This is a genomic window from Azospirillum sp. TSH64 (assembly GCF_003116035.1).
GTDB lineage: Bacteria > Pseudomonadota > Alphaproteobacteria > Azospirillales > Azospirillaceae > Azospirillum.
Genome location: NZ_LGQW01000015.1, coordinates 1,987,130 through 2,010,256, shown reverse-complemented (window position 1 = coordinate 2,010,256; position 23,127 = coordinate 1,987,130). Strand labels below are relative to the sequence as shown.

Sequence of the window (23,127 nt, the reverse complement as noted above, 5' to 3'; positions counted from 1 at the left end):
CTGGGGGCGCTGGGCGGGGGTGGAGGTGTCAGATGTCCTTGCAGAGACGGGCGGCGTCGTAGATGGCGGCGTGGATGTTGCGGCCGGCCACCGCATCGCCGATGCGATGCAGCGTGTAGCCGCCATGGCCGTTGGCCTGCACCGGTTGCGGCCGGCCGGCGATCAGGCTGTCGAGATCGGTTTCGCCGCGGTTCAGCGACAGGTCCTTCAGATCGAAATAGAGGCCGTCGTTGGGCAGGGTGCCCAGCTCCACTACGATCTGGTCGACCAGCCGCTCCTCTTCCTCATGGGTGTATTCGTTGCGCAGGACGGCGACACGGCGGTTGCCCTCCGGGTAGATTTCCACGAGCTGGTGGTTGGTGGTCATGACCACGTTCAGTTTGTACAGCTCGCGCAGGTGGATCGGCTGGTTGGTGGTGCCGACCTCCTCCGCGACCATGCGGTCGGGGGTGGCGATCTCCACCAGAGCACCGCGTTTCGCCATGAACTCGGCGCAGGAGGCGCCGTGATGCTGGCCGGTGCCGTCATACATCAGGACGGTCCCCGTCGGCTCCACCGCGCCGGTCAGGATGTCCCAGGTCGACACCGCCAGATCGGCACCCTTGAAGTCGCCGCGGTTGGGACGGCCGCCGGTGGCGAGGATCACCACATCGGGGCTCTCGGCCTCCACGGTGGCGCGGTCGGCCTCCACCCCCAGCCGGACATCGACGCCCAGCTTGGTGACCTGTTGGGACAGCCAGCGGGTGATGCCGCTCATCGCCTCGCGCCAAGTCGCCTTGGCGGCGATGCCGATCTGGCCGCCGGGGGCGGCGTTGCGTTCGAGCAGCACGACCGAATGGCCGCGCTCGGCGCAGACACGGGCGGCTTCCAGCCCGCCGGGGCCGCCGCCGACCACCACCACGCGGCGCTTGCGCTCCGCCTTCGGGATGACATGCGGCATGCTGCGCTCGCGGCCCGTCGCGGCGTTCTGGATGCACAGCGCGTCGCCGCCGACATAGATGCGGTCGATGCAATAGCCGGCGCCGACGCACTGGCGCACATCGTCCAGCCGCCCTTCCATCAGCTTGCGCACCAGATGCGGGTCGGCGATGTGGGCTCGGGTCATGGCGACCATGTCGACATGGCCTTCCTCCACCGCGCGGGCGGCGGTGGCGAGGTCGGTCACGCGCTGGGCATGGAAGACGGGAATGCCGGCCTCGCGCTTGATGCCGCTGGCCAGATGCAGGAAGGGGGCGACCGGAAAGGACATGTTGGGCAACGAGATGGCATGCGCCAGATGATCGCGCGCCTGCCCGCCCAGCACATTCACGAAGTCGATCAGCCCGCGTTCGGCATAGGTGCGGGCGATGGCGATGCAGTCCTCGTGGCTGAGACCGTCGTCGATCAGCTCGTCGCCCGACATGCGCATGCCGATGACGTAATCGTCGCCGACCTCGGCGCGGATCGCCTCGAACACCTCGATGCCGAAGCGCATGCGGTTTTCCAGGCTGCCGCCATACTTGTCGGTGCGCCGGTTGGCCGAGGGGCTCCAGAACTGGTCGATCAGGTGGCCGTGGGCTGCCGAAAGCTCGAAACCGTCCAGCCCGCCTTCCTTGCAGCGGCGGGCGGCGGCGGCATAGCCGGCGATGATCCGCGTGAAATCGAAATCCTCCATTTCCTTCGGCGTGTTGCGGTGCGCCGGTTCGCGGGCGGCCGAGGCGGAGACGGTGGGCAGCCAGTTCTCGGTGTCCCAGCGGGTGCGCCGGCCCATGTGGGTCAGCTGGATCATCAGCGCCGCGCCGTGGCGGTGCACCCGGTCGGAGAATTCGCGGAAGAAGGGGATGACGCTGTCGTCGGCGACGGAAATCTGGTTCCACGGCGCCGCCGGGCTGTCCACCGCGACGGAGGAGGAGCCGCCGAACATCGTCAGGCCGATGCCGCCCTTGGCCTTTTCCTCGTGGTAGAGCTGGTAGCGTTCCTTCGGTTTGCCTTCGGACCCGTAGCCCGGCGCGTGGCTCGTGCTCATCACGCGGTTACGGATCGTCAGATGCTTGATCTGCAGAGGCTTCAGAAGGGCTTCGGCGGGTGAGGACATGGCAGGAACGATCCCCAGTATTGAGCCTGCCAAGAATTCACCATCGGCGCCATTGTCGCGTTGCCCCCCGCGACCGGGAATTACCTTTTTGCGACAGGCGGGAAACGGGAGGGCGCCGGCCGAACAAGCATATGAATTTTCTCGAAAATTGGCGCGTATCTGCCCCGTCAGTCGACTTGCGCGGTGTCCCGCGCCATCGGCTCCGGATCTTCGAAAAGGCGACGGTCGGGCAGAAGGGAGTTGGCGTTGGTGCGCCGGAAGGCGGCGAGAGGCGAGACATGCGGGTCGGCCTCCGCATCCGGCACGGCGGTGCGGCGCACGTCGGACGGCGAAACGCCGAACAGCTCCCGGAACTGGCGGGAGAAATGGGCGCAGTCGGCGAAGCCGGCCTCGTTCGCGATGGCGGTGACCGACCGCTTGGTGTTGCGCAGCAGCCAATGGCCATAGCGCAGGCGCAAGGACCGGTAATAGGTGGCGGGACTGGTACCCACCGCCAGCCGGAACAGCCGCTCGAACTGCCTCGTGCTGACGTTCAGCCGGTGGACGATCTCCTCCACCGACAGCGGATCGCTGATGTGCTGCTCCATCAGCAGCAGGGCGCGGCGGACCCGGTCGTTGGTGATCTCCACCACCGTCGGAGGCTGCGGCTGCGACTGGCTGGCTGGACGCGCCTTGTCGATCAACAGGATGTGCATGGTTTTCTGGGCGGTGGCGCGTCCCAGATGGCGTTCGATGAGGAACGCCGCCAGATCGGCCACCCCGGCGCCGCCCGAACAGGTGATGCGGTCGCGGTCCACCACGTAAAGCTGGTCGGCAACCGGCACCAGATCGGGAAATTCCTCGATGAAATCGCGGTGATGATACCAGCTGACGCAGCAGCGCCGGTTCTTCATCAGGCCGATGCGGCTCAGCACGAAGCTGCCGGTGCAGACGCCGACCAGGGTCACGCCATAGGATGCCGCGGCGCGCAGATAGGCCAGCGTCTCGTCGTCCAGCTGTGGTCCGCCATGCAGCAACCCACCCACCACGACCACATAGTCGAAGCGGCGGGGGTCGGTCAGCGGCTCCCAGCGGGCAACGCCGATGCCGCAGCTGGACATAACCGGCTCGGCCCGCGACCCCATGATGGTCCAGCGGCAGCGGATCTGCCGTGACCGGTCGCCCTCGTCGGCCGCCAGCCGCAGGGCGTCGATGAAAGGGGCAAGCGCCGTCAGGGTGAAATTGTTGGTCAGGATGAACCCGACCGACAGAAGCGCGCGTTCCTCCTGCCGGGGGGCGGGACCGCTACCGCCAAACCGGCGATATTCCACTGTCTTCCCCACCAGGACACCCTCCCAGTCCGACGGCCCCCGCTTGACGGCCATCTTCCATCCTTCGGAATGCTAGCGTCAGCGGCCTGCCCCCGGAAGACAATTCATTGGCGATGCTTCTAACGCTCCACCACCAGATCGCTGGTGGGACGGCTGCAACAGAGCAAGATCAACCCTTGGTCGATTTCCCGTTTGCGGATGCCGCCGGTGTGGTTCATTTCCACCGTGCCGGAAATCAACTTTGTCTTGCATGTCCCGCACAGCCCGCGCGAGCAGGATGTCGGAACGCGGATGTCGGCCGCCGATGCCGCATCGGCCACGGCCATGTCCGGCAGGCAGGTGAAGACCTTGCCGGTCTTGGCGAATTCGATGCGGAATCCAGCCGCTTGCAGCGCGTCCTCGATTGGGGCGTTTTGCACCGGTGCGTCCTGGGGCGGTTCCCCGGCGGCCAAGTCGGCCACCAGCTCTTGGAAATTGAAGCTCTCCTGATGGTAGTGGCTCATGTCGAAGCCGCCCTCTTCCAGGAAGGCGCGCACCGCCTTCATGAAGGGACCGGGGCCGCAGACATAGACTTCCCGCTCCAGGAAGTCCGGCGCGATCAGGCCCAGCATCGACAGCGACAGCCGGCCGGTGAATCCGGCCCAATGAGCCTCGGTGCCGATGCCCTCGCAGACATGGGCGACGCGCAGGCGTCGTCCGGGGCCGGTCAGGGCGTCCAGTTCACGGCGGAAGACGATGTCGGCCGGGGTGCGGGCGGCGTGGACGAAGACGATGTCGTGATCTTCGCCGAGATCGTCGAAGGTCCGGGTCATCGACATCAGAGGCGTGACGCCGCTGCCGCCGGACAGGAACAGGAACTTGCGCGGCGTCTCGGATTCGCCGGGGGTGAACTCGCCGAGCGGCCCGACCGCGCGGATGGTGTCGCCCGGCTTCATGGTGTCGTGCAGCCAGTTCGACACCGGGCCGCCGGGCACCCGCTTGACGGTGATCGAGAGCCGGTGCGGCCGGGCGGCGGAAGAGGAGACGGTGTAGCTGCGGTGAATGGTTTCGCCGCCGATGGACAGTTCCAGCGTGATGAACTGGCCCGGCCTGAACCGGAACAGGCAGGGTTGCCGCGGTGCGAAGACGAAGGTCTTCACATCGTGCGTTTCGTCCCGCACCGCCCGGCACACCAGCGTGTCGTCGATTTCGGGATCCCAGTTCCGGACCGGAGGCAGAGCCGCATCCTGCTGCATCGTCATCTCTCTTCCTGAGCCGTGGCGCCTTGGTCACAAACTGCGCCGCATCACTCGGCGGCGACGCTCACCGCAGCCTGCTTGCCCAGCAGATGCTCGGCCATGCGGCCGACGTACCATTCCGTGAACTTCTCGACGAGCGGCTCGGTGTAGGGCGAATACGGGCCCGGTTCGTAGGCGGGGCTGATGGCGCCGTTGTGCGAGATTTCGACCAGATCGGCGTCCTGCTGGTTGGTCGCCTCCCAGACTTCCGTCAGGCGGTTCAGGTCGTAATCGACGCCTTCCACCGCGTCCTTGTGGACCAGCCAGCGGGTGCGCAGCAGATTGCGGTCGGGACCGAGCGGGAACACCGAGAAGGTGACGATGTGGTCGCTCATGAAGTGGTTCCAGGAATTCGGCTGGGTCCAGAAGGACAGGGCGCCCAACTTGCGCTCGGCGATCGACCCCAGCAGCTTCCTGGAGGCGCTGCGCGTGTCCTTGGTGTGGGCCTCGCCGGCACCGTCCAGCGGCAGCCGCTCGGCGCGGAAGCCGGTGGTGTCGGTCAGATGCTCGATCTCGCGGCTGGGGAAGCCCGAGGCCTCCCAACCGGTGTGGCAGGATTTGACCAGAGCATCGTATTTGGCGGCATGTTCCATCCGCTTCGGATTGGTGCCGTCGGGGGCGAAGCCGAAGCCGTATTCGAACAGCGGGATGGTCAGTTCGGGATGATTGCCGACGCAGTGGTAGCATTCACGATTGTTCTCCATCGTGAGCTTCCAGTTGCCTTTCTCGATCAGGTCGACGGTCTTGGCGATCTTGCAGTTCTTCAGATCGTGCGGAAGGATATAGGGCTCGATGGCCGCCGCCATGCGGTCGATGTCGTCCGGAGCCTCCTCCGCCAAGCAGATGAAGATCAGGCCGCCGACCGAGCGGATGTGGACCTTTTTCAGGTTCCGGCACTTCCGGTCGAAATCGTTGCCCATATGCTCGGCGAACAGAAGTTCGCCGTCCTGGCCGTAGGTCCACTGGTGATAGCTGCACACCAGATTGCCGACGGAGGTCTTCTCCTTCAGGACGATGCGTGCGCCGCGGTGGCGGCAGACATTGTGAAAGGCGCGCAGTTCCATGTCGTCGTCGCGCATGACGATGACGGACGTCTTGCCGATGTCCACCACCATCACGTCGCCCGGCTCCGCCACATCCGGTTCCACACCCACATGCAGCCAGTGGCGCCCGAAGATGATTTCCATGTCCAGCTTGAAGATCTCGTCGCTGGTGTAGAACGGCGCCTCCAGGCTGTGACCCTTCTTTCGGCGCTTCAGCAGGGCTTCTATGGAAATCTCGGACGCCATGGTGGTTGACCTTCTGCGGGAGTGGGCCAGCGGGAGTTGGGCAATGCGTTCGTGGAGCCGCTTCAACCTTGACCGGGTTGTGATTTTCTCGATTCCACGACCCACAGCCTGCCGCCGGCCGCGGCGCGTCGCGTTCTGGATTGCGACATCAACTTTAAAAAGGCCGACAGGACATCCTGTCTTTTTGCGCATGCCGGGCTGGGGACAATGATCGGTTTGCGACAGGCTGCGAATGGTCGGGCCGGCCAGTCGGTTCGTCCGGGCGGGCGCTGTGCGGAGTTGTCGCAAATGCGATACGAACTGCCGCTGTGATGAAGGTTTTTTGCTTTCAAGGCCGGCATTCTTCCTCAATCAGCACTGATGCCAGCAAAGGTTCGCATCGGTTGGAAACAGCTTTCCGCTCAATGCCGGAAGGCGGTCGGCCACCCGTTTCCATGGATGCCAACCCGTCACGCGACCGTAGTAACCGGTAGGTCGGAGATGACCTGCCGGGCCACGCGCACGCATCCGGTTCAAGTCCCGGCACGGCGGATCGGCAAATCCAGGCGGAAGAGCCCAAACAAACGACCAAACAAACAACACGAGGAGGCTTCTTGATGAAAATCTTCGGTAAAGCCTTGGGCATGCTGCTGTCGGCGGCCATGACGGTCGGTCTGGGGACCTCTGTGACCGCCATCCCGGCGCAGGCCGCGGAGAAGTCGATCAACATCGGCTGGACCGCCTGGTCGGATGCCGAGGCGGTGACAAAACTCGCCAAAGCGGTGATTGAGGAGCGGTTCGGCTACAAGGTCGAACTGACCATGGCCGACATCGGCATCCAGTATCAGGGCATCGCCAGCGGCAAGCTGGACGCGATGCTGATGTCCTGGCAGCCGCTGACCCACAAGCCCTATCTCGACAAGGTCGGCAAGGACATCGTCGATCTCGGCCCGCTCTACACCCGTGCCCGCCTGGGCTGGGTGGTGCCGGACTACATCCCCGTCGATCAGGTCAAGACCATCGAGGATCTGAAGAAGCCGGAGGTGCAGAAGCAGCTCGGTGGCAAGATCCAGGGCATCGATCCGGGATCGGGGTTGATGCAGGCGTCGGAAAAGGCGCTGAAGACCTACGATCTGAAGGGAGTGCAGCTGGTGTCGGCCAGCGACGCCGCGATGCTCGCCGCTCTGGAGCGCGCCATGAAGCGCAACGAGTGGATCGTCGTGACCAGCTGGAGCCCGCACTGGATGTTCGCCAACTGGAAGCTGCGCTATCTGGAGGATCCGAAGGGCGCGCTCGGTGGGCTTGAAAGCGTGAACGCCGTCGTCCGGAAGGGCTTCTACCAGGATCATCCGGAAGTCTACGAGTTCCTGAACCGGATGGTCCTGCCCATCGGCGATCTGGAAGCGATGATGCAGGAAGCCCGCCAGACCAGCTATGAGAAGGCGGTCGACAATTACATCAAGAACAACAAGACCCGGATCGACTACTGGGTAACCGGCAAGCTCTGATCCGCAGCCGGGTGCCCTTTCCCGCGCCATTCCCGGCACTGTCGATGGAGGCGGTCCGTTCTCAACGCGCAAACGCGTGACGGACGGCCGTCTCCAGCCATTCCCGTTTCCAGTCCTTCCCAGTCCTTCCACGATCGGGGGCGCCGATGAACTCGCCAGCTCACCCGCAGGGCACCTCGCCGGCCGGCACCGGGATGGTGTCGGTTACGGGACTGTGCAAGCTGTATGGCGGCAATGCCGTCCGCGCCTTGACCCTGCTGCATGCCGGGAGGGGCCACGCCGACATTCAACGGGAAACCGGTGCGGCGGTGGCTGTCGCCGACGTTTCGTTCGGTCTTGCGGCCGGCGAAATCCTTGCGGTTCTCGGGCGGTCCAACTCCGGCAAATCCACCCTGATCCGCATGGTGAACCGTCTGGTCGAACCGACTTCGGGCATGGTGTGCCTGAACGGGCGCGACATGGCGGCGATGAAGCCGGCCGAACTGGTGGCCGCCCGCCGCGACAGCATGGCGATGACCTTCGGCGCCGTGGCGCTGATGCCCAACCGCAGCGTTCTGGAGAATCTGGCGTTCGGGCTGGAGGTCGCCGGTTTGCGCCGGCGTGAGCGTCAGGACCGCGCCCTGGCCGTACTGACGCGTATGGGGCTGGCCCATCTGGCCGACCGGCGTCCGCTTGAAATTCCGTCCGAGGCGCGGCTGCGGATCGGACTGGCGCGGTCCCTGATCGGCGATCCGCCCTTGCTGCTGATGGATGCTCCCTTCGCCGGGGTCGATCCCGTCCTGCGGCTGGAGCTTGAGGCGGAATTCCTCGACTGGCAGCGGGCGCATCGGCCTGCCGTGCTGTTCACCACGCAGGACCCGGACGAGGCGATGCGGATCGCGGACCGGATCGCCTTCATGGAGAACGGCCGCTTCGCGCAGGTCGGCACGCTAAATGAGATTCTGGAGACCCCCGCGAACGACCATGTCCGCTCCGCCTTCCAGGATATCGCGGCACGGCGGCGCGAGCGCCAGCGCTCCGTCCAGCTGGAGGAACTGATTTCCCATTTTGAACGGACGGCGATGGAGGGGTTGGACACGGTGGATTCGTCGGCGGGAGCACTCGACGGCACTGCGCGCCAGCTGACCGGCATCATCGACCGCACCAACGAGCAGGCGGGCGAGACCGTGGTGGCTGCGGAGCAGATCGCAAGCAACGTCCAGTCCGTTGCCGCATTGGCCGACGAGACCTTTCGGTCCTTGGGGGAAATCCGTCTCCGCATCGACGATTCCACCCGCATCGCCCTGGCGGCGGTCGAGGAGGCCCGCAAGGCCGACCAGTCGGTGCACAGCCTGCGGCAATCGGCCGACGGCATCGGCAACGTCGTGCGCATCATCGACGAGATCACCGGACAGACCAATCTACTGGCGCTGAATGCGACCATCGAAGCCGCCCGCGCCGGCGAGGCCGGCAAGGGCTTCGCTGTGGTTGCGCAAGAGGTGCGCCAGTTGGCAAGCCAGACCGCCAAGGCGACGCAGGATGTCTCGCTCCGCATCCAGGCGATGCAGGACGCGACCGGCAACGCCGCCCAGGCCTTGCAGAGCATCACCGCCGTGATCGAGGAGATCGGCACGATCTCGCTGGCCATCGCCAAGTCGATGGAGGCGCAGGCCGCCGCGTCGGCCACCATCCATGCCAGCATCGACCAGGCGGCATCCGGGGCCGGCGTGGTCGCGCGCAACGCCCGGCACGTCACCGGCGGCGCCCGCGACACCGAAAGCGCCACGCGTCACGTCCTGTCCGCCGCCGCCGACCTCGCCGGCCAGACCGTACGGCTGCGCGGCAGCATCGAACAGTTGCTGGACGGCATCCGCACCGGGTGACCGGTTCCACCACCCTTTCTCAAGAGAGCAGAAATCCCATGAGCAATCCGCTGTTCCGTGTCGGCGAGGCCACCGTCTTCGCCAAGGAAGGCCAGTTCACCGACGCCATGCCGGAAATCGTGATCGGCACGGTCGACGGTCCGGCCGGCCATGCATTCGCCACCATGATGGGGCAGACCGCCGGCCATACCCGCATGTTCGCGGTGCGGGACTGCAACCAGATGGTCCGCCCGGCCACCATGATGGTGTCCAAGGTGACGATGAAGTCCAGCGCCTATGTCGACCTGTTCGGCGGCGTCGTCCAGGCCGCCACCGCCGATGCGGTGCTGGACTGTGTCATCGACGGCCTTCTGCCGCGCGACGGGATCAACGACCTGTGCATTTTGGTGATGGTCTGGATCGATCCCCGCTGCGCCACCGACGCGAATCTCGACCGTGCCGATCTCTATCGCACCAATTACGAGGCGACCAAGATCGCCATCGGCCGGGCGATGCGCAACGAACCCACCATCGAAGAACTGATCGAGAACCGGCACAAGGTTCGCCACTTCATGCTGGATCCGCAGGAGTAAGAACTGGTCCCGACGCGGCCAAGGAGCCGAGGGCTCTTTGCTGCCGGGGCTTCTGCTACCGGTCCCAGTTGCGGACGATGGCGTCGAGGGTGCCGTCCGTCTTGAGTTTTTCATAGGCCGCACGCAGCCGTTCAGCCTTATCCGCCCGAGCCTTCGGCACCGAAATGTAGCGCGGCACCATCGCCAGAGGCTTGGGCAGGATCTTGACCGACGCGGTACGGCCTTCGCTGTCGGCCAGATATTTGAGCACCTGCAAATCGCCGGCGATGGCATCGACACGGCCGAGAAGCAGGCGCCGGAACGAGACGACGCTGCTGCTGCTGGGAACCCTCTCGAAGAGCTGCGACTTGTCGAACTCGGGCGTGTATTCGAAGCCTTCGACGACACCGACCCGCAGCCCCCGCAGATCCTCGATACCCGTGTAACCGATGTCCGAATTGCTGCGGACCATCAGAACGGTCGCCCCGACCCGGTAGGGACCGATCAGATGACCGCGTTCCAGACGCCGCGGCGAGGTGAAGAACTGGAACGCGACATCCACCTCGTTCTCGTCGTGGGCGCGCACCACCTCCGGCCAGGTCATCGGACGGTGAACCGGATACACGCCGATTTCCTTCAGCATCGCTTCGACGATCTCGGTGTCCATTCCCGTCCGCTTGCCCCGCAACGTGAAATTATAGGGCGGGAAGAAATCCTCGGAAGCGACGAGCCAGTTCTCGGCACGGGCCGGGACCGCTTTGAAAATCAGCGCGGCAACCAGCAACGTCGCGACGCATCCCACGACAGTGCCCAGCGCCCTCATGATCGGTGCCGTCCGCTTCGCGGAATTGGGAATACTGGAAACAGGAACCATCGATCTCGCCAACATGCCGGAGTGTTTGGGGATGCATGCTTCATGGAGGAAGCATGCATCCCCGTCTCCGGTGAGTGGTACATCGACGGCTTTGGGTTGGGGAAGGGATCTTATCGACGGTCGTGCCGGCCCCCATCACCCAAGGGGGCTTCAAGACCGTGAAGGCTCTGCTTCGGGCGCTGCCTCTCCGATGCCGGTTCCGGAAGCCTCCGCTCCTGGCGTCACGCCGTCCAAGGGCCCCGGAATCGGGGCCTGGGGGAGGAAGGGGAGGCGCTGGTCCAACGGGACCGGGGGGCGGACCGTCATCCGCCAGAGCGCGAAGGCCAGCGCGACGATGGCGACCAGTGCCGAGAACAGGAACAACCCATCCTGCTCGAACACCGCCATCACCAGGGAGGCCAGGAAGGGACCGGCGATGGCGCCCATCGAGAAGCCCAGCACCATGCCGCCGCTGGCCGGCACCATTTCGGCCGGCGTCAGGAAGTCGTTGGTGTGCGAGACGCAGATCGGATAGATCGCGAAGATGATCCCGCCGAACAGGGAGATGCCGGCCAGCAGCGGGCCGAACCTGCCCTGCGGCAGCATCGTCATGCCGATGCTGATGACGGCCAGGACCGCGAACAGGCCGACCAGGACCAGCCGCCGGTCGATAAGGTCCGAAAGCTTGCCGAAGGGCCATTGAAGGAGCATGCCGCCGATGATGGCGGCGCTGATGAAGGTCGCGGATTGGCCCAGATCGTAGCCGAGATGCCGGACATAGACCGGACCCAGCCCATAGAAGGCGCCGACGACCAGCCCGCTGATCACCGTGCCGGCAAATCCCAGCGGACTGGCGCGGTAGAGATGGCCGATCCTGATGGACTCCAGCTTCTGTAGAAGGGGCGGAGCCTTGCGGCTCAGCGCGACCGGGACAAGGGCGAGCGAGACCAGGATCGACACGATGACGAACTGCTTGAAGCCGTGCGGATCGTCGATGACCATCAGGTACTGGCCGACCCCTTGCGCGCCGTAGAGCGCGATCATGTAGAGGGCCAGGATCTGCCCGCGCGTGGCCGAGGTGGCGCTCTGGTTGAGCCAGCTCTCGATGCAGACGAACAGGCCGGCCATGCAGCAGCCTTCCACGAAGCGAAGGGTGATCCAGGCTGCGGGATCGGACCCCAGCGTGTGCCCGAGCGACGCCGCGACCAGAACCGTCGCGGAGGCGCTGAATGCGCGGATATGGCCGACCTGCGCGACCAGACGGAACGCCTGTGTCGATCCGACCGTCACCCCCAGATAATAGGCGGCGGTCAGGGCGCCGAGCAGGATGGGCGGTGCGCCTGCGGCATCCAGCCGAACGCTGACGATGGTTGTCAGCGCTCCCGTACCCCCCATCATCAGGAACACCGCGAGCAGCAGCGGGACAATCGGTTGGATGAGGGACATCGCGTGATCCGCCGGAGGGGAGAAACGCCCGCATGTCGGGGCCGACAGTCCCGGTATGGCGGGAACGGCGACCTTATAGCCGGGTGTCGCCGTTGTGGACACTGGCAAGAAAGGTCTCGACGGTGGCGAGCGCCATGCGCTCGTCCTCGATCACGACATGCCGGCGCAATTCCTGCACTGCGGCGGCGAGGCCACCCAATGCGAAAGCGCGGCGAACCGCCTGGGTGGCGTTTTCGTCGATGAGCTGCAAGATCGGTGAACTCCTTCTGTTACCGCAGGACGATTGCCCGGTGGTCGTGGAGCATGACGCGCGCTTCGATGTGCAGACGGATGGCGCGGGCCAGGACGATGCTTTCGACGTCGCGGCCGATGGCGACCAGATCGTCGGGCGACATCGAGTGATCGACGCGCGCCACCTCCTGCTCGATGATCGGTCCTTCGTCGAGGTCGTCGGTGACGTAGTGCGCCGTGGCGCCGATCAGCTTCACGCCGCGCTTGTAGGCCTGATGATAGGGCTTGGCCCCCTTGAAGCTGGGCAGGAAGCTGTGATGGATGTTGATGATCCGCCCGGCCATCCGCGTGCAGAGGTCCTGCGACAGAACCTGCATATAGCGGGCGAGGACGACGAGTTCCACATCGCTCGCCTCCACGATCTCCATCAGGCGGACTTCCTGCTCCTGCTTGGTGCCGGGGGAAACCGGGAGATGGTGGTAGGGGATGCCGTGCGATTCGACCTGCGACCGGAAGGCGTCGTGGTTGGAGACGACGCCGACTATGTCGACGGGCAGCGCCCCGATGCTGTGGCGGTACAGAAGGTCGTTCAGGCAATGGCCGAACTTCGACACCATGATCAGGATCTTCGGCCGCCGCCGGGCATCGCGCAGCATCAGTGTCATCCCGAAGCGCCTGACGATGGGTTGCAGATCTTCGATCAGGACGGCATCGCTGCGGATCGATTCCGGAGCGTCGAAAGCCATCCGCAGGAAGAAATGCTCGCCGTCATGATCGACGAATTGCGCGCTTTCGATGATGTCGCAGTCGCGGTCGGACAGGTGGGTGGAGATGGCGGAGATGATCCCCGGCCGGCTCAGGCAACTGACATTCATGTAGAAGAGGTTGTGATTGGGACGCATCGCAGCACTCGCGCCTAGGGATTTGGCCGGGGGGACGACTGGTCAGGCGATGTCGACGACGATCGGCTCATAGCCGAGCCGGCCCAGGAAGGCCGACAGGTCATCGGGATGCATCGACAGCGTCGCGCGATTGGTCATCGGGTGGAAATTGACGGTGTCGCCGGCCAGGACACGGCGTTCCAGCACCAGACGGACGCGGCGCTCCTTATCCGCCACCAAGGCCAGCGGGCTGACACCGCCCGGCTCGATGGACAGGACCTGTTCCAGCGTGACCGGCGAGGCGAAGGACAGCTTGGCAGAGCCGATGACCGGCGCCAGTTCCTTCATGTTCACCGACTGGTCGTGCGGCAGCACCACCAGCCACAACACGCCCTTGGCGTCCTTCAGAAGCAGATTCTTGGTGTGCACGCCGGGAACGCTGCGCCAATGCTCCTCCGCATCGGCGACGGTGCGCACCGGCGGATGGGCGTGCAGGCGCATCGGCGTCGATGCCAGGGCGAGTTCCCGGCAAAGCTCTTCGGGAATGCCGGCCTCGCGCCAGTGCAACTGCATTGTGTCATTGTCGTCGAGCATGGTCGCCATCCTTGTTGAGCCTGGCAAGCCACGGAAGGCGGATTGCCGCAGTGAGGGTCGAGGGCACCGTGGATGGTTGCGCCCCCGACCGTTCCGTTGGACGCAGCATGGCGAAAGGATCCACCCGCCGATTGTACGGGTGCGTCACCGGCGTTGAATGGAACGGCCTTGGCAGAGTCCCTGGCGGAGTCTCAGCCCTTGCGGAAAACGGACGGCGTCATGCCGCGCCGCTCCTTGAAGGCGCGGACGAAGTGCGAGGAATCGCAGAAGCCGACGGCCGCGGCGACCTCCGTCACCGACTGCTCGGTGTTGCGCAGCAGGAATTCGGCGTGCTCCAGCCGCATGATCCGGTAGGCCTCGGTCGGCGTCATGCCCAGCGCATTCTGGAAATGTCGCTCCATCTGGCGCCGGGCGGCGCCCAGGCGGCGGGCCATCTCCGCCACCGACAAGGGTACGTCGATGTTCTGCTGCATCAGCAGAAGCGCCTTCCGCACCACCTCGTCGTTGGTGGAGAAGTCGAGCGGGATGCCCGGCTGCGGCTTCTCCCCACGCAGGGCGTCGTCGATGATCATGATGTGCAGGCTCTTGCGCGCCTGCGCCCGCCCGACATGCTTTTCGACCAGATGGGCTGCGAGATGGGCCGAACTGGTGCCGCCCGAGCAGGTCAGCCGGTCGCGGTCGACGATGAAGATCTGGTCGGACACCGGCGTGATGCCGTCGAACTGTTCCAGGAAGTCGGCATGATGGAACCAGCTGATGCAGCAGCGGTATCCGTCCATCAGTCCGGCCCGCTGCAGGATGAAGGCGCCCGTGCAGACGCCGACCAGTGGGATTTTCGCCGCCGCCGCCTGACGCAGATAGCGGATGTAGTCGGGGCTGAGGTTGGAGATCTCGTCGATCAGCCCGCCGATCACGACGATGTAGTCGAACTTGGCCGGATCGCCCAGCCGTTCGGTCGGCTGCATCAGCATGCCGCAACTGGATGCGACCGGCCGCATCTGGTCCGACAGCACCGACCATTCGCAGAGGATCGGCCGGCTGCGGTCGCCCTCGTCGGCGGCCAGCCGCAGCACGTCGACGAAGTTGGCGAATGCGCACAGCGTGAATCGGTGGGCGAGGATGAAGCCGACGGACAGGCGCGGTGCAGCGGGGCGATCCGGAAGCCGGCCCGGCTTGGTGGCGTTTGTTCTGGCAGTGACTGTCATGTGACCTCCGGCGGACGCACCGTCGCACAGGTGACATTAAACTGACGCATCCATTCTGTCCAACGAAGGGTCGACTCCCGATACTGTCAGCAAATTGAACTTCGCGGTGCTGCCATGACCCGCTTCTCATTCTCCTCGCTGTTGACCAACGCGCTGACCGGCAACAAGAACTGGCAGCCCCAATGGCCCGATGCGGAACCGCAATCCGAGTATGACGTCGTGATCGTCGGCGCGGGCGGGCATGGTCTGGGTGCGGCCTATTATCTCGCCAAGGAACACGGCATCACCAACGTCGCGGTGGTGGAGAAGGGGTGGCTCGGCGGCGGCAACACCGGCCGCAACACCACCATCATCCGCTCCAACTACCTCTATGACGAGAGCGCCCGGCTCTACGAGCATGCGGTCAAGCTGTGGGAAGGGCTGAGCCAGGAGCTGAACTACAACGTCATGTTCTCGCAGCGCGGCGTGATGATGCTGGCGCACACGGTGCATGACATCCAGAGCTTCAAGCGCCACATCCACTCCAACCGCCTGAACGGCATCGACAACGAGTGGCTGACGCCGGAGCAGGCCAAGGAATACTGCCCGCCGCTGAACATCGCCGCCAATGCCCGCTATCCGGTGATGGGGGCGGCGTTGCAGCGGCGCGGCGGCACCGCCCGCCACGATGCGGTTGCCTGGGGCTATGCGCGGGCCGCGTCGGCGCGCGGGGTCGACATCATCCAGAACTGCCCGGTGACCGCCATCCGCCGTGACGCCTCCGGCCGCGTCACCGGCGTGGAGACGGCGCGCGGCTTCATCAAGGCGAAGAAGGTCGCGGTGTCGGCCGCCGGCAACACCTCGGTGGTGATGGACACCGCCGGCGTCCGTCTGCCGCTGGAAAGCTATCCGTTGCAGGCGCTGGTGTCGGAACCGATCAAGCCGGCCTTCCCCTGCGTGGTGATGTCCAACACGGTGCACGCCTACATTAGCCAGTCCGACAAGGGGGAGTTGGTCATCGGGTCGGGCACCGACCAATACACCTCCTACAGCCAGCGCGGCGGACTGCCGCTGATCGAGCACACTGTCGCCGCCATCTGCGAGGTGTTCCCGATCTTCAACCGCATGCGCATGCTGCGCAAATGGGGCGGCATCGTCGACGTCACGCCCGACCGCTCGCCGATCATCGCCAAGACGCCGGTGCCCGGTCTCTATGTCAATTGCGGTTGGGGGACCGGCGGCTTCAAGGCGACGCCGGGGTCGGCCAACGTCTTCGCCCACACCATCGCCCGCGACGAGCCGCACCCGATCAACGCGCCCTTCACGCTGGAACGCTTCAAGACCGGCCGGCTGATCGACGAGGCCGCTGCCGCCGCCGTCGCGCATTGAGGAGACGACCATGCTGCTCATCCGCTGCCCCTATTGCGAAGCAGAGCGCCCGGAGGTGGAGTTCACCTATGCCGGCGAGGCGCACATCGCCCGCCCGGCGGACCCCTCCGCCCTGTCCGACGACGAATGGCGCGACTTTCTGTTCATCCGCACCAACCCGCGCGGCCGGCATTTCGAGCGCTGGCGCCACATGCACGGCTGCGGACGCTTCTTCAACGCGGTGCGCGACACCGTGACCGACAAATTCTCCATGACCTACAAGGCCGGGGCTCCGCGCCCGAGCGACGAGGAGATCGCGCTTGCCTCAAGCGCCACCGCCGACTCCGCCGCCAGCGTCAAGGATGCACGTCCATGAGCAATTTCCGCATTGCCGGCAAGGGCAGGGTCAACCGCAGCCGCCAGCTGCGCTTCAGCTTCGACGGCGTGGACTATACCGGCTATGAGGGCGACACGCTGGCGTCCGCTCTTCTCGCGAACGGCGTCCATCTCGTCGGACGGTCCTTCAAGTATCATCGGCCGCGCGGCATCCTGACCGCCGGGTCGGAGGAACCGAACGCGCTGGTCGGCAGCAACCGCGGCAACGGCCGGTTCGAGCCGAACACGCGGGCGACGGTGCTGGAGGTCTTCGAGGGGCTGAAGACCGAGAGCCAGAACCGCTGGCCGTCGCTGACCCGCGACATCGGCGCGGTCAACGACGCGCTCTACATGCTGTTCTCGGCTGGCTTCTACTACAAGACCTTCATGTGGCCGAAGAGCTTCTGGGACAAGGTCTACGAGCCGGTCATCCGCAACGCCGCCGGCCTGGGCAAGGCGCCGACCGCCCCCGATCCCGACAGCTATGCCAGCCGCTTCGCCCATTGCGACGTGCTGGTCGTCGGCGGCGGCGCGGCCGGTCTTGCCGCCGCGCTGGAAGCGGGTCGCAGCGGCGCGTCGGTCATCCTGTGCGACGAGCAGTCGGAAATCGGCGGCTCGCTGCTGGCGGAGCCGACGGCCGAGATCAACGGGCAACTGGCCTGGGACTGGCTGGAGGACACCAACGCCGCGCTGGCGGCGATGCCGAACGTCACCGTGCTGCCGCGCACCACGGCCATCGGCTACTACCACCAGAATTTCGTCGGCCTCTGCCAGCGGTTGACCGACCATCTGCGCATCGTGCCGGACGGCGCCCCGCGCGAGCGGATGTGGAAGGTGCGGGCCAAGCAGGTGGTGCTGGCCCAGGGCGCCATCGAGAAGCCGCTGGTGTTCGCCGGCAACGACCGGCCGGGCGTGATGCTGGCCGGTGCCGCCCGCACCTACCTGAATCGCTATGGCGTCAAGGTCGGCAACTGGGTCGTCGCGGTCACCAGCCATGACAGCGCCTGGCATGCCGCCTTCGACCTTGCCAAGGCGGGGGTGGAGGTCGCGGCCATCGTCGATGTCCGCGGGACCGTGCCGACCCAGCTGGTGGCGGCGGCGGATGCGCTGCGCATCAGGACGCTGATCGGCTGGACCGTCACCGGCACCAAGGGCCGGCTGCGCGTCTCGTCGGTCCGGGTCAATCCGGTCGGCCCCGGCGGCAAGGTCGGCGGCGCCGAGACCATCGCCTGCGACACCCTGCTGATGTCGGGCGGCTGGACCCCCAGCATCCATCTGTTCTCGCACACCCAGGGGTCGCTGACCTGGAACGAGGACGGCCAGATGTTCCTGCCCGGCCGCGGCAAGGAGGAGTGCCGTCTGGCCGGCGCCGGCAAGGGCCGCTTCGGGCTGAAGGCCGCCTTCGAGGATGGCGCCGCCGCCGGTTCCGCCGCCGCGGCGGATGCCGGCTTCGCCGCCCAGCCGGCCGCCTACCATGTGGAGGGCGAGCTGTCCTTCACCGGCGTGACCGGCCACGAGCTGCCGACCGACCGCGACCCGGGCCATGCCAAGGCGTTCGTCGATTTCCAGAACGACGTGATGGCCAAGGACATCCGGCTGGCGGTGCGCGAAGGCTTCAAATCCATCGAACACATCAAGCGCTACACCACCAACGGCATGGCGACCGACCAGGGCAAGCTGTCCAACATCAACGGTCTGGCCGTCGCGTCCGATGCCTTGAAGCGGCCGATCCCCGCCGTGGGCCTGACCACCTTCCGCCCGCCCTATACCCCGACCAGCTTCGGCACCTTCGCCGGCTACAACAAGGGCGCGCTGTTCGAGGTGACGCGCAAGACGCCGATCGACGGTTGGGCCGAGGAGAATGGCGCGGTGTACGAGCCGGTGTCGCTGTGGCGCCGCGCCTGGTACTTCCCGCAGGTCGGCGAGGACATGCATGCGGCGGTGGCGCGCGAATGCAAGGCGGTGCGCACCTCGGTGGGCATGTTCGACGCCTCCACCCTCGGCAAGATCGAGATCGTCGGTCCCGACGCCGCCGAGTTCATGAACCGCATGTACACCAATGCCTGGACCAAGCTGGCTCCCGGCCGCTGCCGCTACGGCCTGTTGCTGGGCGAGGACGGCTTCATCCGCGACGACGGCGTGATCGGGCGTCTGGCCCAGGATCGCTTCCACGTCACCACCACCACCGGCGGTGCGGCGCGCGTGCTGGGCATGATGGAGGATTACCTCCAGACCGAATGGCCAGACCTGAAGGTTTGGCTGACCTCCACCACTGAACAATGGTCGGTGATCGCGCTGCAAGGTCCGAACGCCCGCAAGCTGATCGAACCGTTCGTCGAGGGCATCGACCTTTCGGAAGGCGCCTTCCCGCACATGGCGGTGGCAACCGGGAAGATCTGCGGCGTGCCGACCCGGCTGTTCCGCGTCTCCTTCACCGGGGAACTCGGCTTCGAGATCAACGTGCCGGCCCGCTACGGCCGCGCGGTGTGGGAGAAGCTGTTCGAGGCCGGCCAGCGCTTCGGCATCACCCCCTACGGCACGGAGACGATGCACGTCCTGCGCGCCGAGAAGGGCTACATCATCGTCGGGCAGGACACGGACGGCACGCTGACGCCGGACGACGCCGGCCTGTCCTGGGCCGTCGGCAAGACCAAGCCGGACTTTGTGGGCAAGCGCTCCCTGTCCCGTCCGGACATGCTGGCGGCGAACCGCAAGCAGCTTGTCGGCCTGCTGACCAGCGATCCGAAGACCGTTCTGGAGGAAGGGGCGCAGATCGTCCTCGACCCGAACCAGCCGGTGCCGATGGACATGGTCGGCCATGTGACCTCGTCCTACTGGAGCGCCGAGCTGGGGCGGTCCATCGCCTTTGCGGTGATCCAGGGCGGCCGGTCCCTGCAGGGCAAGACCGTGCATGTGCCGATGCCGGACAAGGTCCATTCCGCGACCATCACCGGCATGGTGTTCGTCGATCCCGAGAACACCCGTCTCAGCGCATAGGAGGCTCCCCCATGCTTCTGGCCAATCACCCGTTGCTGGGCAAGACGATCACCGGCGACACCGCAAGCAAGCTGACCATCCGTGCCGCCGAGGATGTCGCCCGCTTCAGCCTGCGCATCGATCCCGTCGCCGTGCAGGCGGCCGGGGCCGCCTTCGGTACGCCGCTCCCCACCCGCATCGGCGGGGTGGTGGAGGCCGGCGGCCGGATGGCGCTTCAGCTCGGCCCCGACGAGTGGGTGCTGACGGCGCCGGTCGCCGAGAGCGACGCAATCGCCGACGCCTTCGCCGCCCTTGGGGAGACACATAGCCTCGTCGATATCGGCCATCGCGAGGTCGGCATCCTGGTGGAGGGCGAGGCCGCAGCACTCGCCCTGCGCTCGGCCATCGCCTTCGACGTCGAGGCGATGGCGGTCGGCACCGGCTGCCGGACCCTGTTCGACAAGGCGCAGATCGTCCTGATCCGCGAGGACAAGAACCGTTTCCGGATCGAGGTCTGGCGCTCCTTCGCCGACCATGTCTGGGGAATCCTGCACGCCGTCAGCCGCGAAATCGCGCTCGGCCTCTGATCGAGAGAACCGCACATGACCCGTCATCAGTCCCTGCCGAAATCCGATCTCGCCGACACTGCGATTGCGGCGGCCATCGGGCGCGAACTGAACCGCCAGAAATACGAGATCGAGCTGATCGCGTCGGAAAATATCGTCTCGGCGGACGTGCTGGCCGCCCAGGGATCGATCCTCACCAACAAATACGCCGAAGGCTATCCGGGCCGCCGCTATTACGGCGGGTGCGAGTTTGTGGACGAGGTGGAGACCATCGCCATCGACCGCGCCAAGCAGCTGTTCGGCGCCGGCTTCGTCAATGTCCAGCCGCATTCCGGCGCCCAGGCCAACCAAGCGGTGTTCCTGGCGCTGCTCCAGCCGGGCGACCGGGTGATGGGCATGTCGTTGGCCCATGGCGGCCATCTGACCCACGGTTCGCCAGTGACCATGTCGGGCAAGTGGTTCGACATCGTCAGCTACGAGGTGCGCGAGAGCGACCAGTTGATCGACTATGACGCTCTGCGCGCCAAGGCGCTGGAGACGAAGCCGAAGCTGATTGTCGCCGGCGCCTCGGCCTATCCGCGGGTGATCGATTTCGCCGCGTTCCGCCGCATCGCCGACGAGGTCGGCGCCTATCTGATGGTGGACATGGCCCATTACGCCGGGCTGGTCGCCACCGGCCAGTATCCGGACCCGCTGCCGCATGCCCATGTGGTGACCACCACCACGCACAAGACCCTGCGAGGCCCGCGCGGCGGCATGATCCTGACCAATGACGAGGCGCTGGCGAAGAAGTTCAATTCGGCGGTGTTTCCGGGCAACCAGGGCGGCCCGCTGATGCATGTCATCGCCGCCAAGGCGGTCGCCTTCGGCGAGGCGCTGACCCCGGAGTTCAAGGCCTATGCTGCGCAGGTGGTGATCAACGCCAGGGTGCTGTCCGACACGCTGGTCAAGGGCGGGCTGGACATCGTGTCCGGCGGCACCGACTGCCACATGGTGCTGGTCGATCTGCGGCCGAAGGGCGTGAAGGGCCGTGACGCCGAACGCGCGCTGGAGCGGGCCGGCCTGACCTGCAACAAGAACGCCATCCCGTTCGACCCGGAAAAGCCGGCGGTGACCTCCGGCGTCCGGCTCGGCACCGCGGCGGGCACCACCCGCGGCTTCGGCGAGGCGGAGTTCGCCCGCATTGGCGAGCTGATCCTGACCGTCGTCGACGCCCTTGCCGCCGCCGGACCGGAGGGCAATGCCGAGGTCGAGAAGCGCGTCCACGGCGAGGTCCGCGAGTTGTGCGAGCGCTTCCCGATCTACGGTTGACCGGGACTCGTGCCGCTGGGAAATCCTGCTTAAGGCCAACTGTTTGACCTGACGAGGCGCGCGATGTTTCTCAGCGTTTTCGATGTGTTCAAGATCGGCATCGGCCCGTCCTCGTCGCACACGATGGGGCCGATGACGGCGGCGGTGCGGTTCCTCGACATGCTGCGGGCGTCGGCGGATGCCGCACCCGCGGCGATCAGGGTGCGGCTGCACGGTTCGCTCGCCTTCACCGGCAAGGGCCATGCGACGGACCGGGCGGTGCTGCTCGGGCTTCTCGATTACCGGCCGGACAGTCTCGATGTCGATGAAGCCGAGGAGCGGATCGCCGAATTGTGGAGGACCCGGAGGCTGCACCCCGCCGGCCTGCCGGTGCTGGACTTCGATCCGGAAACCGATCTGGTCTTCGACTTCGGGCCGCCGCTGCCGGGCCATGCCAACGGGCTGGTTTTCCAGGCGTTGGACGGTGCAGGCAAGGTGACGCTGTCGGAAATCTTCTACTCCATCGGCGGCGGCTTCGTCGTCACGGCGGCGGAGCGGGAAGCTCCGCCGGCGGCGTTCGAGACCGAGTGCGTCGGCTGGCCCTATCCCTTCCACAACGCGGCGGCGATGCTGCGGATGGCGCGGGAGAGCGGTGCGTCCATCGCCGAGATGAAGCGCGCCAACGAGATCGTCGTCCGCTCCCCCGCCGAGGTGGACGAGAAGCTCGGCGCCGTCTGGGCGGCGATGAACGGCTGCATCGAGCGCGGCCTCAGCCTGGATGGCCAGTTGCCCGGCAGTCTCAAGGTCAAGCGGCGGGCCAAGGCCATCCACCAGCAGCTTCTGCGCGAGCGCGGAGCCAATTCGAGTTTGCCCCACGTCGCGTCCGACTGGCTCGCCATCTATGCGATGGCGGTCAACGAGGAGAATGCGGCCGGCGGCAGGGTGGTGACCGCGCCGACCAACGGGGCGGCCGGCGTCGTGCCGGCGGTGATCCGCTATTACCTCGACCATTGCGCCGGCGCGGAGCCGGCGAAGGTCGCCGATTTCCTGCTGACCGCCGCAGCCATCGGCGGCCTGATCAAGCACAATGCGTCGATCTCCGGGGCGGAGGCCGGCTGCCAGGGCGAGGTCGGGTCGGCCGCCGCCATGGCTGCGGCGGGGCTGTGCGCTGTGCTGGGTGGAACACCGGAGCAGGTGGAGAATGCCGCGGAAATCGCGCTGGAGCATCACCTCGGCATGACCTGCGACCCGGTTGGCGGTCTGGTCCAAGTGCCCTGCATCGAGCGCAACGCCATCGGCGCCACCAAGGCGGTGGCCGCGGCGTCCCTGGCGCTGCGCGGCGACGGCCAGCACTTCATGCCGCTCGACAACTGCATCCAGGCGATGCGGCAGACCGGCGAGGAAATGAGCACCAAGTTCAAGGAGACCAGCCTGGGCGGGCTCGCTGTGAACCTGCCGGAGTGCTGACGCCCTGCGCTTCCGCTTGCCGCCAGCCTCTCAGCCTTCAGCCGAG

General features: G+C 66.1%; 19 protein-coding genes. 9 read left to right on the top strand and 10 right to left on the bottom strand.

Annotated elements, in window-relative coordinates:
• Nucleotides 1–28: 28 nt before the first annotated feature.
• The 4 genes from TSH64_RS10715 to TSH64_RS10700 all read right to left on the bottom strand — a co-directional run bounded on the left by TSH64_RS10715 (nt 29) and on the right by TSH64_RS10700 (nt 5,950).
• On the bottom strand, nt 29–2,074 hold the full coding sequence (locus tag TSH64_RS10715) for an NADH:flavin oxidoreductase (RefSeq protein ID WP_109096724.1): 2,046 nt from the start codon (nt 2,072–2,074) through the stop codon (nt 29–31).
• 167 nt (nt 2,075–2,241) lie between these two features.
• Nucleotides 2,242–3,438, bottom strand: a complete 1,197-nt coding sequence (locus TSH64_RS10710) for a GlxA family transcriptional regulator (RefSeq protein WP_247872862.1) — start codon at nt 3,436–3,438, stop codon at nt 2,242–2,244.
• Nucleotides 3,439–3,503: 65 nt separating this feature from the next.
• Nucleotides 3,504–4,625: a hybrid-cluster NAD(P)-dependent oxidoreductase gene (locus tag TSH64_RS10705; RefSeq protein ID WP_247872861.1), complete on the bottom strand. Its 1,122-nt coding sequence runs from the start codon at nt 4,623–4,625 to the stop codon at nt 3,504–3,506.
• A gap of 44 nt (nt 4,626–4,669) precedes the next feature.
• Nucleotides 4,670–5,950 (bottom strand): aromatic ring-hydroxylating dioxygenase subunit alpha, encoded by a 1,281-nt coding sequence (locus TSH64_RS10700; RefSeq protein ID WP_109096723.1) that lies wholly within the window; start codon nt 5,948–5,950, stop codon nt 4,670–4,672.
• A gap of 596 nt (nt 5,951–6,546) precedes the next feature.
• On the opposite strand from TSH64_RS10700, the gene TSH64_RS10695 reads away from it, so the two are divergent.
• From TSH64_RS10695 to fae, 3 genes are all read left to right on the top strand, one after another.
• Nucleotides 6,547–7,437 carry a glycine betaine ABC transporter substrate-binding protein gene (locus tag TSH64_RS10695; RefSeq protein ID WP_109096722.1) on the top strand — a complete coding sequence of 297 codons (891 nt, stop codon included), beginning with the start codon at nt 6,547–6,549 and terminating at the stop codon, nt 7,435–7,437.
• Nucleotides 7,438–7,583: 146 nt separating this feature from the next.
• The gene (locus tag TSH64_RS10690; RefSeq protein ID WP_109096721.1) at nt 7,584–9,299 is read left to right on the top strand and encodes a methyl-accepting chemotaxis protein; all 1,716 of its coding nucleotides are present in this window, start codon (nt 7,584–7,586) and stop codon (nt 9,297–9,299) included.
• A gap of 38 nt (nt 9,300–9,337) precedes the next feature.
• Nucleotides 9,338–9,871 carry a formaldehyde-activating enzyme gene (gene fae, locus TSH64_RS10685; protein ID WP_109096720.1) on the top strand — a complete coding sequence of 178 codons (534 nt, stop codon included), beginning with the start codon at nt 9,338–9,340 and terminating at the stop codon, nt 9,869–9,871.
• 55 nt (nt 9,872–9,926) lie between these two features.
• Here fae and TSH64_RS10680 read toward each other — a convergent pair whose 3' ends face one another.
• The 6 genes from TSH64_RS10680 to TSH64_RS10660 form a co-directional block, all read right to left on the bottom strand.
• Entirely contained in the window at nt 9,927–10,673 is a 747-nt protein-coding gene (locus TSH64_RS10680; RefSeq protein WP_109096719.1) for a transporter substrate-binding domain-containing protein, read from the bottom strand.
• Nucleotides 10,674–10,874: 201 nt separating this feature from the next.
• A complete protein-coding gene (locus TSH64_RS10675) occupies nt 10,875–12,149 on the bottom strand; it encodes an MFS transporter (RefSeq protein WP_109096718.1) in 1,275 nt (424 codons plus the stop codon).
• Between the two features lie 73 nt (nt 12,150–12,222).
• Complete coding sequence (locus TSH64_RS35825; protein WP_199237524.1) at nt 12,223–12,399, bottom strand: hypothetical protein; 177 nt, start codon at nt 12,397–12,399, stop codon at nt 12,223–12,225.
• A gap of 19 nt (nt 12,400–12,418) precedes the next feature.
• A complete protein-coding gene (gene purU, locus TSH64_RS10670; protein ID WP_247872860.1) occupies nt 12,419–13,282 on the bottom strand; it encodes a formyltetrahydrofolate deformylase in 864 nt (287 codons plus the stop codon).
• Between the two features lie 42 nt (nt 13,283–13,324).
• Nucleotides 13,325–13,855, bottom strand: a complete 531-nt coding sequence (locus tag TSH64_RS10665; protein ID WP_109096717.1) for a YbaK/EbsC family protein — start codon at nt 13,853–13,855, stop codon at nt 13,325–13,327.
• A gap of 191 nt (nt 13,856–14,046) precedes the next feature.
• Nucleotides 14,047–15,060 (bottom strand): GlxA family transcriptional regulator, encoded by a 1,014-nt coding sequence (locus tag TSH64_RS10660; RefSeq protein WP_109096716.1) that lies wholly within the window; start codon nt 15,058–15,060, stop codon nt 14,047–14,049.
• A 114-nt stretch (nt 15,061–15,174) separates the two neighbouring features.
• Between TSH64_RS10660 and TSH64_RS10655 the strand changes: the two genes are divergently transcribed.
• From TSH64_RS10655 to TSH64_RS10630, 6 genes are all read left to right on the top strand, one after another.
• Complete coding sequence (locus TSH64_RS10655) at nt 15,175–16,428, top strand: sarcosine oxidase subunit beta family protein (protein ID WP_109096715.1); 1,254 nt, start codon at nt 15,175–15,177, stop codon at nt 16,426–16,428.
• Between the two features lie 10 nt (nt 16,429–16,438).
• Entirely contained in the window at nt 16,439–16,783 is a 345-nt protein-coding gene (locus tag TSH64_RS10650; protein WP_109096714.1) for a sarcosine oxidase subunit delta, read from the top strand.
• On the top strand, nt 16,780–19,779 hold the full coding sequence (locus tag TSH64_RS10645; RefSeq protein ID WP_109096713.1) for a sarcosine oxidase subunit alpha: 3,000 nt from the start codon (nt 16,780–16,782) through the stop codon (nt 19,777–19,779). The genes TSH64_RS10650 and TSH64_RS10645 overlap by 4 nt, the downstream gene beginning before the upstream one ends.
• Before the next feature lie 11 nt (nt 19,780–19,790).
• Entirely contained in the window at nt 19,791–20,345 is a 555-nt protein-coding gene (locus TSH64_RS10640; RefSeq protein ID WP_109096712.1) for a sarcosine oxidase subunit gamma family protein, read from the top strand.
• Between the two features lie 15 nt (nt 20,346–20,360).
• Entirely contained in the window at nt 20,361–21,635 is a 1,275-nt protein-coding gene (glyA, locus tag TSH64_RS10635) for a serine hydroxymethyltransferase (RefSeq protein WP_109096711.1), read from the top strand.
• A 63-nt stretch (nt 21,636–21,698) separates the two neighbouring features.
• Nucleotides 21,699–23,081, top strand: a complete 1,383-nt coding sequence (locus TSH64_RS10630; protein WP_109096710.1) for an L-serine ammonia-lyase — start codon at nt 21,699–21,701, stop codon at nt 23,079–23,081.
• The last annotated feature ends 46 nt before the right edge of the window (nt 23,082–23,127 follow it).

Bases quoted from the DNA above. Each gene is read 5' to 3' on its own strand.
- TSH64_RS10715 (WP_109096724.1), bottom strand. From the start codon at position 2,074: ATGTCCTCACCCGCCGAAGCCCTTCTGAAGCCTCTGCAGATCAAGCAT.
- TSH64_RS10710 (WP_247872862.1), bottom strand. From the start codon at position 3,438: ATGGCCGTCAAGCGGGGGCCGTCGGACTGGGAGGGTGTCCTGGTGGGG.
- TSH64_RS10705 (WP_247872861.1), bottom strand. From the start codon at position 4,625: ATGACGATGCAGCAGGATGCGGCTCTGCCTCCGGTCCGGAACTGGGAT.
- TSH64_RS10700 (WP_109096723.1), bottom strand. From the start codon at position 5,950: ATGGCGTCCGAGATTTCCATAGAAGCCCTGCTGAAGCGCCGAAAGAAG.
- TSH64_RS10695 (WP_109096722.1), top strand. From the start codon at position 6,547: ATGAAAATCTTCGGTAAAGCCTTGGGCATGCTGCTGTCGGCGGCCATG.
- TSH64_RS10690 (WP_109096721.1), top strand. From the start codon at position 7,584: ATGAACTCGCCAGCTCACCCGCAGGGCACCTCGCCGGCCGGCACCGGG.
- fae (WP_109096720.1), top strand. From the start codon at position 9,338: ATGAGCAATCCGCTGTTCCGTGTCGGCGAGGCCACCGTCTTCGCCAAG.
- TSH64_RS10680 (WP_109096719.1), bottom strand. From the start codon at position 10,673: ATGAGGGCGCTGGGCACTGTCGTGGGATGCGTCGCGACGTTGCTGGTT.
- TSH64_RS10675 (WP_109096718.1), bottom strand. From the start codon at position 12,149: ATGTCCCTCATCCAACCGATTGTCCCGCTGCTGCTCGCGGTGTTCCTG.
- purU (WP_247872860.1), bottom strand. From the start codon at position 13,282: ATGCGTCCCAATCACAACCTCTTCTACATGAATGTCAGTTGCCTGAGC.
- TSH64_RS10665 (WP_109096717.1), bottom strand. From the start codon at position 13,855: ATGCTCGACGACAATGACACAATGCAGTTGCACTGGCGCGAGGCCGGC.
- TSH64_RS10660 (WP_109096716.1), bottom strand. From the start codon at position 15,060: ATGACAGTCACTGCCAGAACAAACGCCACCAAGCCGGGCCGGCTTCCG.
- TSH64_RS10655 (WP_109096715.1), top strand. From the start codon at position 15,175: ATGACCCGCTTCTCATTCTCCTCGCTGTTGACCAACGCGCTGACCGGC.
- TSH64_RS10650 (WP_109096714.1), top strand. From the start codon at position 16,439: ATGCTGCTCATCCGCTGCCCCTATTGCGAAGCAGAGCGCCCGGAGGTG.
- TSH64_RS10645 (WP_109096713.1), top strand. From the start codon at position 16,780: ATGAGCAATTTCCGCATTGCCGGCAAGGGCAGGGTCAACCGCAGCCGC.
- TSH64_RS10640 (WP_109096712.1), top strand. From the start codon at position 19,791: ATGCTTCTGGCCAATCACCCGTTGCTGGGCAAGACGATCACCGGCGAC.
- glyA (WP_109096711.1), top strand. From the start codon at position 20,361: ATGACCCGTCATCAGTCCCTGCCGAAATCCGATCTCGCCGACACTGCG.
- TSH64_RS10630 (WP_109096710.1), top strand. From the start codon at position 21,699: ATGTTTCTCAGCGTTTTCGATGTGTTCAAGATCGGCATCGGCCCGTCC.